Origin of the sequence: Micromonospora qiuiae (assembly GCF_016863555.1) — a bacterium.
GTDB classification, from domain to species: Bacteria; Actinomycetota; Actinomycetes; order Mycobacteriales; family Micromonosporaceae; genus Micromonospora; species Micromonospora qiuiae.
The window spans coordinates 81,812-95,573 of the sequence record NZ_BOPC01000025.1; the positions used below are offsets into that span (position 1 = coordinate 81,812).

At 73.1% G+C, this 13,762-nt stretch carries 12 protein-coding genes; 7 read left to right on the forward strand and 5 right to left on the reverse strand.

The window, feature by feature from the left end:
* Positions 1-55 precede the first annotated feature (55 nt).
* The 7 genes from Vqi01_RS10280 to pspM all read left to right on the forward strand — a co-directional run bounded on the left by Vqi01_RS10280 (position 56) and on the right by pspM (position 6,313).
* Positions 56-994, forward strand: a complete 939-nt coding sequence (locus tag Vqi01_RS10280) for an ornithine cyclodeaminase family protein (protein WP_204034496.1) — start codon at positions 56-58, stop codon at positions 992-994.
* Between the two features lie 54 nt (positions 995-1,048).
* Positions 1,049-2,626, forward strand: a complete 1,578-nt coding sequence (gene rimO, locus Vqi01_RS10285; protein ID WP_239098300.1) for a 30S ribosomal protein S12 methylthiotransferase RimO — start codon at positions 1,049-1,051, stop codon at positions 2,624-2,626.
* A 56-nt stretch (positions 2,627-2,682) separates the two neighbouring features.
* Positions 2,683-3,276, forward strand: a complete 594-nt coding sequence (pgsA, locus tag Vqi01_RS10290) for a CDP-diacylglycerol--glycerol-3-phosphate 3-phosphatidyltransferase (protein ID WP_204034497.1) — start codon at positions 2,683-2,685, stop codon at positions 3,274-3,276.
* Between the two features lie 40 nt (positions 3,277-3,316).
* Positions 3,317-3,850, forward strand: coding sequence for a CinA family protein (locus tag Vqi01_RS10295; protein ID WP_372444340.1), 534 nt, complete (start codon positions 3,317-3,319; stop codon positions 3,848-3,850).
* 165 nt (positions 3,851-4,015) lie between these two features.
* Entirely contained in the window at positions 4,016-4,462 is a 447-nt protein-coding gene (locus Vqi01_RS10300) for a helix-turn-helix domain-containing protein (RefSeq protein ID WP_204034498.1), read from the forward strand.
* A 180-nt stretch (positions 4,463-4,642) separates the two neighbouring features.
* The gene (locus Vqi01_RS10305; RefSeq protein ID WP_204034499.1) at positions 4,643-5,509 is read left to right on the forward strand and encodes a PspA/IM30 family protein; all 867 of its coding nucleotides are present in this window, start codon (positions 4,643-4,645) and stop codon (positions 5,507-5,509) included.
* Between the two features lie 24 nt (positions 5,510-5,533).
* Positions 5,534-6,313 carry a phage shock envelope stress response protein PspM gene (gene pspM, locus Vqi01_RS10310; RefSeq protein WP_204034500.1) on the forward strand — a complete coding sequence of 260 codons (780 nt, stop codon included), beginning with the start codon at positions 5,534-5,536 and terminating at the stop codon, positions 6,311-6,313.
* A gap of 110 nt (positions 6,314-6,423) precedes the next feature.
* Here the strand turns inward: pspM and argJ are convergent, their stop codons facing one another.
* The 5 genes from argJ to Vqi01_RS10335 all read right to left on the reverse strand — a co-directional run bounded on the left by argJ (position 6,424) and on the right by Vqi01_RS10335 (position 13,650).
* On the reverse strand, positions 6,424-7,575 hold the full coding sequence (gene argJ, locus Vqi01_RS10315) for a bifunctional glutamate N-acetyltransferase/amino-acid acetyltransferase ArgJ (RefSeq protein WP_204034501.1): 1,152 nt from the start codon (positions 7,573-7,575) through the stop codon (positions 6,424-6,426).
* Between the two features lie 174 nt (positions 7,576-7,749).
* The gene (locus tag Vqi01_RS10320; RefSeq protein WP_204034502.1) at positions 7,750-11,469 is read right to left on the reverse strand and encodes a hypothetical protein; all 3,720 of its coding nucleotides are present in this window, start codon (positions 11,467-11,469) and stop codon (positions 7,750-7,752) included.
* A gap of 238 nt (positions 11,470-11,707) precedes the next feature.
* A complete protein-coding gene (locus Vqi01_RS10325; RefSeq protein WP_204034503.1) occupies positions 11,708-12,496 on the reverse strand; it encodes a zinc finger domain-containing protein in 789 nt (262 codons plus the stop codon).
* A gap of 21 nt (positions 12,497-12,517) precedes the next feature.
* Positions 12,518-12,760 carry a CPCC family cysteine-rich protein gene (locus Vqi01_RS10330; RefSeq protein ID WP_204034504.1) on the reverse strand — a complete coding sequence of 81 codons (243 nt, stop codon included), beginning with the start codon at positions 12,758-12,760 and terminating at the stop codon, positions 12,518-12,520.
* A 26-nt stretch (positions 12,761-12,786) separates the two neighbouring features.
* The gene (locus Vqi01_RS10335; protein ID WP_204034505.1) at positions 12,787-13,650 is read right to left on the reverse strand and encodes an SAM hydrolase/SAM-dependent halogenase family protein; all 864 of its coding nucleotides are present in this window, start codon (positions 13,648-13,650) and stop codon (positions 12,787-12,789) included.
* Between the last annotated feature and the right edge of the window lie 112 nt (positions 13,651-13,762).

A 13,762-nucleotide genomic window follows, 5' to 3' on the forward strand; every position in this document is an offset into this window, starting at 1 on the left:
TGAGACAAATCACCGGGCTGGACCTCAACCTTGCTTCACCTTGCACGATGAGGCCATGACCGTGCTCATCTCCGACGCGGAGGTCGCCGCCGCACTGGACGCACCGGCCACGGTGGACGCGATGCGCGATGCGCTGCTGGCCAGCCACGACGGCCGGCTGGTGGCCCCGCCCCGAGCCGGCGTGCAGTTGGGCGGCGGCCGGATGATGCTCACCGCCGGGCACCTGCTCGGGCAGTGGTACGGATACCGGGCGTACGACACGTTCGGCCATCCCGAAGCCGAACAGGTGGTGGTGCTGCACGACGGGCGTACGGGTGCGGTGCGGGCGGTCGCCGTGGGGGAGGAGTTGGGCTCCCGGCGTACCGGCGGGCTGGGCGGGGTCGCGGTGGACGCGCTGGCCCGCCCGGACGCGGCCACGCTCGGTGTGATCGGCTCCGGCGGGCAGGCATGGACCCAGGTCTGGGCCGCCGCCGCCGTACGCCCGCTGCAGGAGGTGACGGTCTACAGCCGCTCGACGGCGCGTCGGGAGGCGTTCGCCGCCCGGGTCCGGGCCGAACTCGGCATTCCGGCCCGCCCGGTGGACAACGCCCGGGCGGCGGTGCACGACCGGGACGTGGTGGTGCTGGCCACCACCAGCCCCACGCCGGTACTGGACGCCGCCGACCTGACCCCGGGCTGCCACGTCAACGCAGTCGGGTTCAAGCAGCGCGACCGCGCGGAGTTCGCCCCCGATCTGCTGGATCGCGCCGCCGTGCTGGTCAGCGATTCACCGGCGCAGTCCCGGTCGTACGTTCCGCCGATGCTCGCCGCCGAGCCGCCGTACGCCGCACGGCTGGGCGATCTGGGCGCGGTGCTGGCCGGATCGGCGCCCGGCCGCACCGGTGCGGACCAGATCTCGGTCTTCTGCTCGGTCGGTCTCGCCGGCACCGAGGTGTTCCTACTCGACCGCCTGGTCCGGATTCTCGTCGCCGGCGCGACCGGCTCATCCGGGTGACGCCCGCCGCCGGGCCGCCCCGCCGGATCGGGCGCGGCGGCCCGGTACCCTCGGATGGTGTCTGCCACCTCCCCTACTGACCACTCCAACTCGGCGCGTCTGGCGCCGCGCCGCGAGTTGGAGCAGTCGACCGACCACTCCAGCTCTGCGCGGTCGGCGGAGTCGTCCGCCGGCGACGGCCGCCGGGTCGCCCTGCTGACCCTGGGCTGTGCCCGTAACGAGGTCGACTCGGAGGAGCTGGCCGCCCGCCTGCACGCCGACGGTTGGCAGGTGACGACCGACGGCGAGGGCGCCGACGTGGTGGTCGTCAACACCTGCGGCTTCGTGGAGAAGGCCAAGCAGGACTCGATCCAGACGCTGCTGGCCGCCGCCGACACCGGCGCGAAGGTGGTCGCTGCCGGCTGCATGGCCGAGCGGTACGGCCGGGAGCTGGCCGACAGCCTTCCCGAGGCCCAGGCGGTGCTCAGCTTCGACGACTATCCGGAGATCTCCGCCCGGCTGGACGCGGTCGTCGCCGGCCGCAGCTTCGCCGCGCACACTCCCCGGGACCGGCGCGAGCTGCTGCCGCTGACGCCGGTGGCCCGCCGGGACAGCGCGGTGTCGCTGCCCGGGCACGGCAACGCCGCCGACGTCGACGAGCACACCCCGGCGCACCTACGGCCGGTGCTGCGCCGCCGGCTGGTCAGCGGCCCGGTCGCCTCGCTCAAGCTGGCCAGCGGCTGCGACCGGCGTTGCGCCTTCTGCGCCATTCCCGCCTTCCGGGGCGCCTTCGTCTCCCGCACCCCGGACGAACTGCTCGCCGAAGCCGAGTGGCTGGCCAAGAGCGGTGTTCGTGAGCTGGTCCTGGTCAGCGAGAACTCGACCTCGTACGGCAAGGACCTGGGCGACCCCCGGGCATTGGAGAAGCTGCTGCCGCAGCTAGCCGCAGTCGACGGCATCGTCCGGGTCCGGGTCAGCTACCTCCAGCCGGCCGAGACCCGGCCCGGCCTGGTCGAGGCGATCGCCACCACACCGGGGGTGGCACCCTACTTCGACCTGTCGTTCCAGCACTCCAGCGAGCCGGTGCTGCGCCGGATGCGTCGTTTCGGCTCCACCGACCGGTTCCTGAAACTGTTGGCCGACGCACGGGAGTTGGCACCGCAGGCCGGGGCGCGAAGCAACTTCATCGTCGGATTCCCCGGCGAGACCCGGGCCGACGTCGACGAACTGGTCCGCTTCCTCACCGAGGCCCGGCTCGACGCGATCGGGGTCTTCGACTACAGCGACGAGGACGGCACCGAGGCCGCCGGACTGCCCGGCAAGGTCTCCGCCGCCACCATCAAGCGCCGGTACGACAAGCTCAGCGCGCTCGCCGACGAGCTGTGCTCGCAGCGCGCCGAGGACCGCCTCGGCGCGACGGTCGAGGTGCTGGTCGACTCAGTCGACGAGGGTGTCGTCGAGGGGCGGGCCGCGCACCAGGGACCGGAGGTGGACGGCTCGACCACGCTCGTCGCGCCGCGGGGCGGCGGGGTCGACCTGGCCGCGCTGCGCCCGGGCGACCTGGTCCGGGCGACCGTGACCGGCACCGAAGGGGTCGACCTGGTCGCGGTGCCGGATGAGATGATCTCGGCGGCGCCCGGCGCGACGCGGTGACGGCGGGCCGGGACGAGACGAGGGAGCGACGAGGTGCGGTGCCCGACGGTGGGCCGATGACCGGGGCGACGGAGTCCACCCCGCTGCCGGTGGTGGCCCGGGTGCCGGTGGTCAACGCGGCCAACGCCCTGACCGCGCTGCGGCTGGCCCTGGTGCCGGTCTTCGCCGCCTCCGTGATCGTCTCGGGCATGACGCACGCCGGTTGGCAGGTCATCGCCTGTCTGATCTTCGCCGTCGCCTCGCTGACGGATTTCGTCGACGGCTGGATCGCCCGCCGGTTCGCGCTCGTGACCGCGTTCGGCAAGGTGGCCGACCCGATCGCCGACAAGGCGCTCATCGGCACCGCTCTGCTGCTCCTGTCGGCCCACGACCAACTGCCGTGGTGGGTGACGGGGGTGATCCTCGCCCGGGAGTTGGGCATCACGGCCCTGCGGTTCTGGGTGATCCGACGCGGGGTGATTGCCGCGAGCCGCGGTGGCAAGGTCAAGACCGCGCTGCAGATCCTGGCCATCACCTGGTATCTGTGGCCGATGCCCGACGCCCTGGCCACGGTCGGTCCGTGGATCATGGGCGCGGCGGTCGCCGTCACTGTGCTCACGGGCTTCGACTACCTCGCCCAGGCCCTACGGTTGCGCCGAACCACCAGCTGACCGGCGCTGCGGCGAGTAGATCACCGCCTGGTCGGGAAGGATGCGACAAGTGGGCATGAGAGAAGCCGAAGGAGCGATGGGCAGCGCAGCGGCCGGCGTGGTGCACCGTCTCGCCGAACGGCGACAGACGGTCGCCACCGTCGAGTCGCTGACCGGCGGCCTGCTGGCCGCAACGATCGTCGAGATCGCCGGTGCGAGCGCCGCCTACCGGGGCGGGCTGGTGGTTTACGCCACCGAGCTGAAGGAGTGGCTGGCCGGCGTACCGGCGCAGCTGCTGGCCGAGCGCGGCCCGGTCGACCCGGACGTGGCGGCGGCGCTCGCCGAGGGCGGACGACGCGGCTGCGGGGCCGACTGGGCACTGGCCACCACCGGGGTGGCTGGCCCGGAGTCCCAGGACGGCAAGCCGGTCGGGCTGGTCTACGTCGCGGTCGCCGGCCCGGACGGCACCGAGGTACGGGAACTCGACCTCGACGGTGGGCGCGACCACATTCGGGCGGGCGCGGTGACCGGCGCGCTGCGGCTGCTCGCCGAGCACATTCAGGTCCCGGACGCCGCCGAAGCCCCCCGGTCCTGACCCCTCGTCACGCGCCCTTGCCGGATGTCGCCTCGTTTACCCCGTCGGGGTGGGATGTCGCGGCGGCGCGTACCGGGTACGGTTGCGGGAAGGCTCCGACGACCGGGGCCGGTGCCGCCGCCGGGCCGCGAGGCCGGGCGAACTGTGTCCCTCAGGGGAGGTGCGATGGTCCTGCTACGCCGGGTGATCGGTGACGCATTGCGGGCGCGCCGGCAGGGGCAGCACCGCACGCTGCGCGAGGTATCTTCCGCCGCCAACGTCAGCCTGGGGTACCTGTCCGAGATCGAGCGCGGCCAGAAGGAAGCCTCCAGCGAACTGCTCGCTGCGATCTGCGACGCGCTGGGCGCCCGCCTGTCCGAGCTGCTGCGCGAGGTCAGCGATACCGTTGCGCTCGCCGAGCAACTGCCGGGCGTGCTCGTCCCGGTGCAGAACGAGCCGGCCGAGTCGACACCGGTCGCGGCGCCGCCGGTGGCCAGGTCCACCGGCCGGGGGGTGCGCCAGGTCAGCTCGGACGGCAGCGTCGCCGTCGCCGTGCGCCAGGAATCTCCGCTCAAGGCCACCTTGCGCAGCACCCGGGTGCGCCCCGACCGGGACGTGGTCTGCGCCGCCTGACAGGGCCGATGGTCGTGGTGGCCCGCGCCGCGTAGGGTTGATCGTGCACGTCCCCCTCCGGTCGGTACGGATGCTGTGCTGGCGGTCGGCTGGGACGATGTATCCACCATCGCCGGTGGCCGACCTGGCCCGCCCGGTGTGGGACAGGCGCAGCGACGTTACTGAGGGGATACCGCGGAGATGGCGAACCCGTTCGTCAAGGGCTGGAAATACCTGATGGCGCTTTTCGGCGCTCGAATCGACGAGCACGCCGACCCCAAGGTGCAGCTCCAGCAGGCCATCGACGAGGCGCACCGGCAGCACCAGGCACTCGTCCAGCAGGCCGCGGCGGTGATCGGCAACCAGCGCCAGCTGGAGATGAAGCTTTCCCGCCAGATGTCCGACGTCGAGCGGTTGCAGGCCAACGCTCGGCAGGCGCTGGTCCTCGCCGACCGGGCCCGGGCCAAGGGCGACGAGGCCGAGGCCGGCCGCTACGAGCAGTCCGCACAGACCCTGGCCACCCAGCTGGTCTCCGCCGAGCAGGCCGCGGAGGACCTGAAGACCCTGCACGATCAGGCGCTCGCCGCCGCCGGGCAGGCGCGCCGCGCGGTGGAGAACAACTCGATGATCCTCCAGCAGAAGCTCGCCGAGCGCGCCAAGCTGCTCAGCCAGCTGGAGCAGGCCAAGATGCAGGAGAGCGTGGCCGCCTCGCTGGAGTCCATGTCCGCGCTCACCGCGCCGGGCACCACCCCCAGCCTGGACGAGGTCCGCGACCGCATCGAACGCCGCTACGCCAACGCCATGGGCCGGGCCGAATTGGCCAGCAACTCGGCCGAGGGCCGAATGCTGGAGATCCAGAAGGCGACCCTGGACACGGCGGGCTCCGCCCGGCTGGATCAGATTCGCGCCAGCATGGCCGGCGAGCAGCTCGGCGCCGGCCCCGAACGCGGTGCGGTCAGCGGCCAGCCGGCAGCGGCGAGCAACGACCCGGCCGTGGCGCGGCTCGACGAGATCAGGGCCAGCATGAGCCGCGACCGCGGCACCGGCGACACCACCGCCGCCGGCTGAGCCGGAGCAGTCGAGGAGGCGACGGTGGCAGACGAGCGCACCCGCTACTTTCGTCGGCTGGGCAAGCTGCGACGCTCTGCCCGGCGGTGGAGCGTACTGGCCGGCGGGCTCGGTGGCGCGACGGCCATCCTGACCCCGTACGCCGGGATCGGGCTTGCCGACGCGGCCTGGGCCGCCGCCGCGGGCGCGAGCACCGCGCTGGCCGCCTGGCGCTGGAGCGACCTGCGTGCGCTGGCCGCCCGGCCCGCGCCGCCCGCCCTCGACCCGGCGCAGGCCGCCGCCCGCTCCCGCGCCCGGCTGGTCGCCGCCGTGGAACGCCTGCCCGTCGGCGCTGGCGTGGTGGCCGAGGTACGCCGGGTCCGCTCCCGCAACGCGCTGCGCGGCACCACCGCCGCCGGGTTGTGGGAGCGGCTGGATCGCGCTGCCTCGACGATGGCCTCGATGGCGGGCCGGCTGACCGGCCTGGCCGAGCCGGCGGTGGCCGAGGCGGCAGCGGCCGAACAGTCCCTGCGCGACCTGGCCAACCGCGTCGCCAGCGTGGAACGCGCGGTACGCCTCGCCCCGGCCGATGCCCGGCCGCCCCTGGCCGAGGCGCACCAGGCGCTCACCGGACAGTTGGAGACCGGCGTGACCGCCTACGAGCGGCTGGTGGTGGCCGCCGCCGGTTATCTGGCCGAGGAGTACCGCCCAGAGAGCGAACACCCGGCGGCGGCGCGACTGACCGAGGCAACTGATCTGCTGCACGGGTTCGCGTCGGCGCTGTCCGAGCTGCGCGCGGTGGGCCGCCCCGCTGCCGCTCCCTGAGCATCCGTCGCACATGCCAGGCGGCGCTTCCGGCTATCCGAGGCGTCGCCGCAGGAGGGGCTTGTCGACCGGAGTTGCTTCCGCACGAGAGCAGGCCATCCCGGTGATCGCTAGGTGGTGTAGTCGGCGTTGATCCGGATGTAGCCCTCGGTCAGGTCGCAGCCGTAGACGGTGAAGGCACCCTCGGCGATGCCCAGGTCCACCTCGATCACCACGTCGTCGTGGCGCAGGTGCTCCTGCAGCAACCGCAGTTTCTCGTCCGTCGCCGCAGCGGGATAGACCTCCATGCCGCCAAAACCGATGGTCACCCGCTCCGGCAGGATGTCGTCGTCCTCCTCGCACTTGCCCACCGCCATCGCCACCCGGCCCCAGTTCGGGTCCGCGCCGTGCACCGCGGTCTTCACCAGCGGTGAGTTCACCACCGCCTTTCCCACCCGCTTGGCCTGGTCGTCGTCGCGGGCGCCGGTGACCCGGACCTCGATCAGCTTGCTGGCCCCCTCGCCGTCGCGCGCCACCATCCGCACCAACTGCAGGGCGCAGGCGTGCAACGACTCCGCGAACTCGTCGAGGTTGACCGGCCCGGCGAGACCGTTGGCGAAGATGGCCGCGGTGTCGCTGGTCGAGGTGTCGGTGTCGATGCTCACCGCGTTGAAGGTCCGGTCGATCACCGCACGGAACACCCGGTCGAGGTCGACGGGGTCGATCTGAGCATCCGTGCAGAAGAAGGTCAACAGGGTGGCCATGTTCGGCTCGATCATGCCGACGCCCTTGGCCACGCCGATGATGGTGGCCGTACCGCACCGCGATCGTGCCACCTTCGGATGGGTGTCGGTCGTCATCATGGCGGCGGCCACCCGATCGAAGTCCGCCGGCGGAAACGGCCAGCGCAGCTCGGCGAGGTACGCGCGCAGCCGGGGCATCGGGTACTGCCGCCCGATCACCCCGGTCGAGGCGATCAGCAGATCGTCCGGATCCACCCCGACCGCCTTCGCCACCGTCGCCCGGATCTCGCGGGCGTTCGCCATACCCTCCTCGCCGGTGGCGACGTTGGCGTTACGAGCGAGCACGACTACGCCACGGCATGTGGCGCTGCGTGCCGAGCGGCTGAGCACCACACTCGGACCAGCGAATCGGGATCGGGTGAACACCGCCGCACTCACCGCCGGTGTCTCCGAGACCAGGGCGGTGAAGTCGTCACCCTCGTCCTTGAGCCCGGCATTGCCGACCAGCGCACGAAAACCCCGAGGGGTGATGGTGTCCACCTGACGACTCCCCTGATCGACCAGTGATGGTAAGAATATACCGTCGACAGCAGACTTATGCGCTACCCATTCTCGTGGTCGCGATGGGCCGGAACGCCACCACCGCTCACGCCGCGCCGACCGGTGCCGGCGCCGCGACGACCACGACGGACCGTGCGGTGTCGGCACCGCCGATCATTCCGGGGTGGTGACCGGGATGGGACCGGTGAACGGGGAGCTGCCGACCAGGTTGAACGAGCGGATCCGGTAGTGGTAGGTGACGCCGCGGGCCAGGCCGGTGTTGGTGAAGCCCCGACCGGTGACCGTGAAGGTGGCCACCTCCCGGGTGAAGAGTGCATCCCCGGCCCGCTCCACGACGAACCCCGAGCCCAGGCCGGTGGGGATGCTGGCCGCCCAGCCCAGCACGACCGTCGCGGTGTCCGGGCCGGGCGCGCTGGTGGCCACGCTCACCCTGGTCGGGATGCCCGGCGCCGGTGGGGTGGTCAACCGGGCCACCATCGACCAGGGCGAGGCCGCACCGAGGTAGGTGGTGCGTACCCGGTAGTAGTACGTGGTGTCGGGGGCGAGCGCGGTGTCCAGGTGATGATCGCCGACACCGATAGCGGTGGTGCCCGGCCCGCTGGTGAAGGTCGGGTTGGTGGCCCGCTGCACGTCGACGCCGGTGGCGAAGGAGCGGTTGGTCCAGCGCAACGCGACCCGCAGCGGGGCGGCAGGTGCCAGTGCCGCGGTCAGCCCGGTCGGCGCGGCGAGCCGCACCGCCGCCGGGACGCTGTTCGACCAGGCGGAGCAGCTCGCGGCGTTCTCCGCCCGGATCCGGTAGTGGTACGTCACTCCCGGGGTGACGCTGGCATCGGTGTGCCGGGTCGCCGTGGCCGCCACGGTGATCTCGGTCAGCCCGGTGGCGAAGGTCGCGTCGGTGGCCCGTTGCAGCAGGTGGCTGGTGGCGGTCGGAAGGCCGCCGTTGCCGGTCCAGGTCAGCGCGATCGCCGGCAGTGCGGTCGCCGATCCCGGCTCTGGAGTGGCGGTCAGCCCGGTCGGTGCCCGAGGGGAGACGCGTAGCACCAGGGGCCGGATCATGCCCTGGTCGCGGTGCCCGCCTGCGGCGCTCGACCAGTGGTACTCCCAGCCCAGGTTGACCACCTGGTTGACCACCGACGCGGGCCCCCCGTCGAGCGGACTGATCCTGGCGGAGCCGGTGGGCGCACCCGCCGGCCGGGTCGGGTCGAGCAGCCGTACGCTGTCGCTGATCTTGAATGGCAGGGGTGGCGCCTCCGGTCGGAGCGCCAGCACCACGTCCTCGCCCGGGTCGACCCGTACGACCTGCTTCCAGCCGAGCTCGCCGGGCTGCGGCGGCCGAATCCTGCCGTCGTCGCCGACCCGGCCGACCACCTGCACGTCGAGTCCCTCGAACCGCACCGGATGGCTCTGCCGGCCGGTGCCACGGACCCGCCAGAGCTGGCTGCCGTCGCCGGGCGCGCCGACCGCGATCGCCGGGTCGCCGACGCGAAGCAGTTCGGTGGCCGGATCGGTCGGCCCGAGCGGCAGGATCGCCTCGCCCAGTGGCCCGGCGTGCGGGTGCGCCACGCCGAGTCGGCCGGTGAGCCGGCCGTGGTCGGGCTCGAAGACCTGCCCCACGGCCTTGACCGTCAGCGGCAGGGTCACCGGGGCGGCGGCTCCGGCCGGGACGAACTCCACCTCGGTGGTGTGCACCGACACCCGGACCGGGCGGGTCGTGACGGTGCCGAAGCAGGGATCGTAGGCCGGTTGCGGAACGACCGGGGGACGTTGGCTGGTGGCGTACGCGCCGGGCAGCCGTTGCCGCAGCCGGTCGAGGTCGTACGCCGGTGCGGGGTGACCGGCCACTCGCAGCTGCAGCAGGGTTCGGGTGTTCGGGCCGTACCCGGGGCGGGTCGACGGCGGGCCACCCTCGGCCGTACGGTCCGGCCCGTCGGTGTGCAGGTCGTAGCGGGGATCGAAGCAGGGCAGCGGGGCGGGGCAGTCGTTGTACAGGATCAACGTGCTGCCCGGCGCGACCGTGGCGAAGTCCACCAGCACGTCGGCCCGCTCGCCGGGGGCCAGCAGCAGCGCGTGGTGGGCCACGTTGAGCACGGTCGGATCGCGGCGGTCGTACCGGAAACCGATCGGCCGGTTGGGGATCACCTCGGGCGCCGGAAGCAGGCCGCACTCGTTGCCGATCCGGATCAGCGCGGGCCCGGCGACACGCGGATCCGGCACCCCGCCCGGCCGGCCGTCGGTGGGCCAGTCCGCTGGCCGGTCAGCGGCGGGTACGGCGTCGACCATCGGCACCTCACCGGCGGCCGGGTCGGCCAGCACGCCCTCCGGCGTCCACATCGGCCCGTCCGAGCCGGCCCGGTACAGCTGGAGGTTCAGCCAGCGGTCGGTGCAGGCGTTGAGGATCCGCCACCGGTACAGCCGGGGCTCGACCTCCAGGTACGGGTACGCGACGCCGTTGACCAGCACGGTGTCGCCGTACGCCGTGGGCACCGCGCTCGGATGCGGCACACCGGGGATCTCCGGCGGCTCGTCCGGATCGGTGACCGGGTCGTGGCGCGGGTTGGGCACCGGTGCGGCCGGCGCGTCCAGGTCGGCCGGCGCGGCGGTACGCGACCACGGGCCGTAGTCCCACCGGCCGGTCGGGTTGGTCCCGTCCGGCTGGTACGGGTGTTGCCGGGGCTGGTAGACGTGCGGGTGCCACAGGTTGCCCCGAGACCCCCACCGGTCCCGGTCCCAGGTCGGGTCCTGGGTGGCGAGTTGGCCGTCGTCCGGCACGAAGGTCTTGTCCTCGAAGACCAGAGGAAGTTGCTCGGCGGGAAGCACTCCGTCGGCGATCAGCTCCTCCTGCGCCTCGTCGGTGAGCAGGTAGAGCGCGACCTGCCCGGAGTAGCCGGTCAGCCGGGACAGCCCGACGGTGTTGTCGTGGAACCAGAGCAGCCGACCGCTCTGCTCGTTCGGGTAGTAGAGGGTGGTGGCGCCCCGGCCCGGGTGGGCCATGTCGGGGACGTGAGTCAGTCCGCTGCCGGTCGGGTACGGGGTGATCTCACCCGCCGGAGTGATCCAGTGCCAGGGGTTGCCGGCGCTGATCCAGCCGGTCGACGCGCCGCAAAGGTGCAGCACCGCCCGGTTCTGCGGGTACGGTGCCGGCCCGTCGAGCGGACCCGCCCCGGCGCCGGGCACGGTCGGGTCGACCGGCAGGAAGAGGTCGCCGGCCGGCCCGGTGGGCAGTTGGTTGATGAACTTGATCCGCACCGGTCGCCCCCGGCGGGCGAGCACGACCGGGCCGAGGTGCCAGGGCCGTCGCGGCGGGGCGACGGTGTTGTGCCCGTCGCCGTCAGTGCCCTGGTTGAGCTGCCGGTAGCCGCGTAGCCGGGTGGCCGGCAGGTCCCGGTGCAGGCGCTGGGTGTACTCCTGGAGGCCGATCTCGTAGTAGTCGCAGCCCGGATAACTGATCGTGTCGGGCGTCGCCACCGGCAGGTGCGCGCCGAGCGGTGCGTCTGAGGGCGGGCCGAGGCCGGGCAGCGGGTCGACGAACTTGCGCAGGCCGGTGCCGGCCACCACCTGACCGGCGTCATCGACCAGCGGCAGCGGACTGTACGCGTGATTCGGCACCGGACCGAGGCACCGTGGCGGGGCCGTGGGATCCAGACTGGCGGCCGCCCGTGCCGAGTCCGGTGCCGGTGCTGTGGTGGTGCCGGTGCTGCCTGTGGTGCCGGTGCTGCCTGCGGTGTCGGGGCCGGTGCGCGCGGCGGGGACGGCCATGGAGGGATCCTGCTGGTCGGCGCGGGCCGCACCGCCGGTGTGGTCGGCGCGGGCTGCACTGTCAGCGTGGTCGGCGCGGGCCATCCAGGTGGCGCGGAGTCTGCGGAAAACGGCCATGGCTCCCCCGGAGATCGGGCGCGGCGACTGCCACTACGGCGGGGCAGGCGCGGTCGCGCAGTGTTGACGATCCGTGAGCACCCAATCGCAGCATGCGACCTGAAAGGCTGGTTAGGAAGTGCCCAATCGTCCCAATCTGCCGCTCTCCCGGCGTGTCCCGCGCGCCACCCCGGCGATCCCGGATGGCTCCGGTTCGTCCCGTTTGCTGATCTGGCCCGGCCGACGGTGGTGAATCTCGTCAGGGGGCGGGCTGGCAGTTGGGGCACCAGTAGGTGACCCGTGCACCCAACTCCTCTTTTCGGATGGCGGTGCCGCAGCGGCGGCAGGGCTCGGCCCGGCGCCCGTACACGTAGCTGGTCTGACCGCGGCGCAGCGAACCGGTGGTGCTCTGCGTCCACCGGCCCCGGCTGGCGGCGAGCAACCTCTGCGCCAGGGCGACCAGGCCGGTGAGGTCGGGGACGTCGCGGACCCGCGTCCGGGGATGGATCCGGTGCAGGAACAGCGTCTCGCACTTGTAGAGGTTGCCGATTCCGGCCAGGTTGCGCTGGTCCAGCAGCGCCACCGCGATGCTTTCGTCCGGGTGGGCGGCCAGCCGGCGTACCGCCTCGTCCGGGTCCCAATCCGGGCCGAGCAGGTCGGGACCGAGATGACCGACGAGGCGGTCCTCCTCGGCGGACGGCACCAGGGCCAGGTCGTGCAGGTGGTAGCCGACGGCGATCGCGGCCGGAGCGCGCAACACCGCCCGGATCAGGTGCGCCGGGCGGGCCGCCCAGCGTTCCCCGGGGGCGTACGTCCGCCAGATGCCGTCCATGCGCAGGTGCGAGTGCAACGTCCAGCGGACACGGTCGGGGGCCTCCAGCCGCAACAGCAGGTGCTTGCCCCGGCTGGCGCATCCGATCACCGTCCAGCCGGTGAGATCGGTGGTGGCCAGCCGGGGCACCCGAAAGTCGCTACCGGTCAGCCGGGCTCCGCCCAGCGCGCGCTCCAGCACGCGGGCGGTGTTCCAGACGGTGTCGCCTTCGGGCACCTCGCCATTCTCGCTCAGCCGTCAGGGCAACTCCTCCGGTCGTGGTGAGCGGACCAGTTCCTGGTAGCGGGGGTGGCAGGCGCCGTACACGGCGAAGTTGAGGCGGGCGAGCGAGAGGCTCAGCTCTCCGTTGGCCCCGCCACGTACGACGTCGGCGTCGGCGTCGCTCTGGCCGTCATCGGTCCAGAAGCAGACGGGACAGGTGCCCCCACCGGTCCGGGACGCGCAGCAGGGGCAGGCAGCGGGTACCCAGCGATCATCCACGCCGACAGCTTTCCATAGTGGACTTTTTAAGCGTATGGCCCGAGGGCCGGGCCAGTAGTTGGGATCTCCTCAACCCGCAACAGCCTACCGGGGCGGGCGGCGAGCAGGTCGACCGCCCGACCGCCGTTGACCGAGAGAGCGACCCGGTCGGCCGAATCGGCGTGCGCCACGAGGGCGCCCACCGGTGCGTCCCCGAAGGTGCGGCCGTGCACGGCCTCGATCGCCTCGCGGTTCCCGGCCGGACTCACCCGCACCCGCCCCGGCAGGGGCGCCAGGAGAGCGGCCGGGGCGGCCAGTTGGACGTTGCCGAAGTGGTCGACCGTCAGCACCTCGGCGGTGAACCCGCCCGACCTCGGCTCGACGACCGGCTCGGGCAGCCGGACCAGCGTCGCCGGGTCGACCGCCGGGCCGGCCCCGCCCAGCGGCGCGCCGGCGGCCAGCCGGGCCGCCACCGGCGCGAAGATGTCCCGACCGTGGAAGGTGGCCGACACCCGAGGGGCCCGCCATTGCGGGTTGGTCAACTCCACCGCGTCGGCCACCCCGCCGAGGGCACCGGCGGCGTCGAGCAGCAGCCCGTTGTCCGGGCCCACCAGGATGCCGTCGGGCGTGGCCAGCGCGATGCCCCGGCGGGTCGTGCCCACGCCCGGGTCGACCACCGCCACGTGCACCCCCGTCGGTAGGTGCGGCACCGTCTGTGCGAGCACTGCCGCGCCCCGGCGTACGTCACCGGGAGGCACCAGGTGGGTCACGTCGATCACCCGGACCGCCGGCGCGATCCGCGCGATCATCCCGTGGCAGGCCGCCACGAAACCGTCGGCGAGACCGTAGTCGGTGGTCAGCGAGACGACTCCGGTCGGTGCCTGTGCTCCGCTTACCGTTTCGCTGGTCACAGCATTGCATGCTATGGCTTGCCGGCCCCGGTGCCCGGCCCCGGTGCCCGGCCCCGGTGCCCGGCCCCGGTGCCCGGCCCCGGTGCCCGGCCCCGGTGCCCGGCCCCGGTGC

Coding starts and splice junctions, on each gene's coding strand:
- Vqi01_RS10280 (WP_204034496.1), top strand. CDS start 56: ATGACCGTGCTCATCTCCGACGCGGAGGTCGCCGCCGCACTGGACGCA.
- rimO (WP_239098300.1), top strand. CDS start 1,049: ATGGTGTCTGCCACCTCCCCTACTGACCACTCCAACTCGGCGCGTCTG.
- pgsA (WP_204034497.1), top strand. CDS start 2,683: ATGACCGGGGCGACGGAGTCCACCCCGCTGCCGGTGGTGGCCCGGGTG.
- Vqi01_RS10295 (WP_372444340.1), top strand. CDS start 3,317: ATGCGACAAGTGGGCATGAGAGAAGCCGAAGGAGCGATGGGCAGCGCA.
- Vqi01_RS10300 (WP_204034498.1), top strand. CDS start 4,016: ATGGTCCTGCTACGCCGGGTGATCGGTGACGCATTGCGGGCGCGCCGG.
- Vqi01_RS10305 (WP_204034499.1), top strand. CDS start 4,643: ATGGCGAACCCGTTCGTCAAGGGCTGGAAATACCTGATGGCGCTTTTC.
- Vqi01_RS10320 (WP_204034502.1), bottom strand. CDS start 11,469: ATGGCCGTTTTCCGCAGACTCCGCGCCACCTGGATGGCCCGCGCCGAC.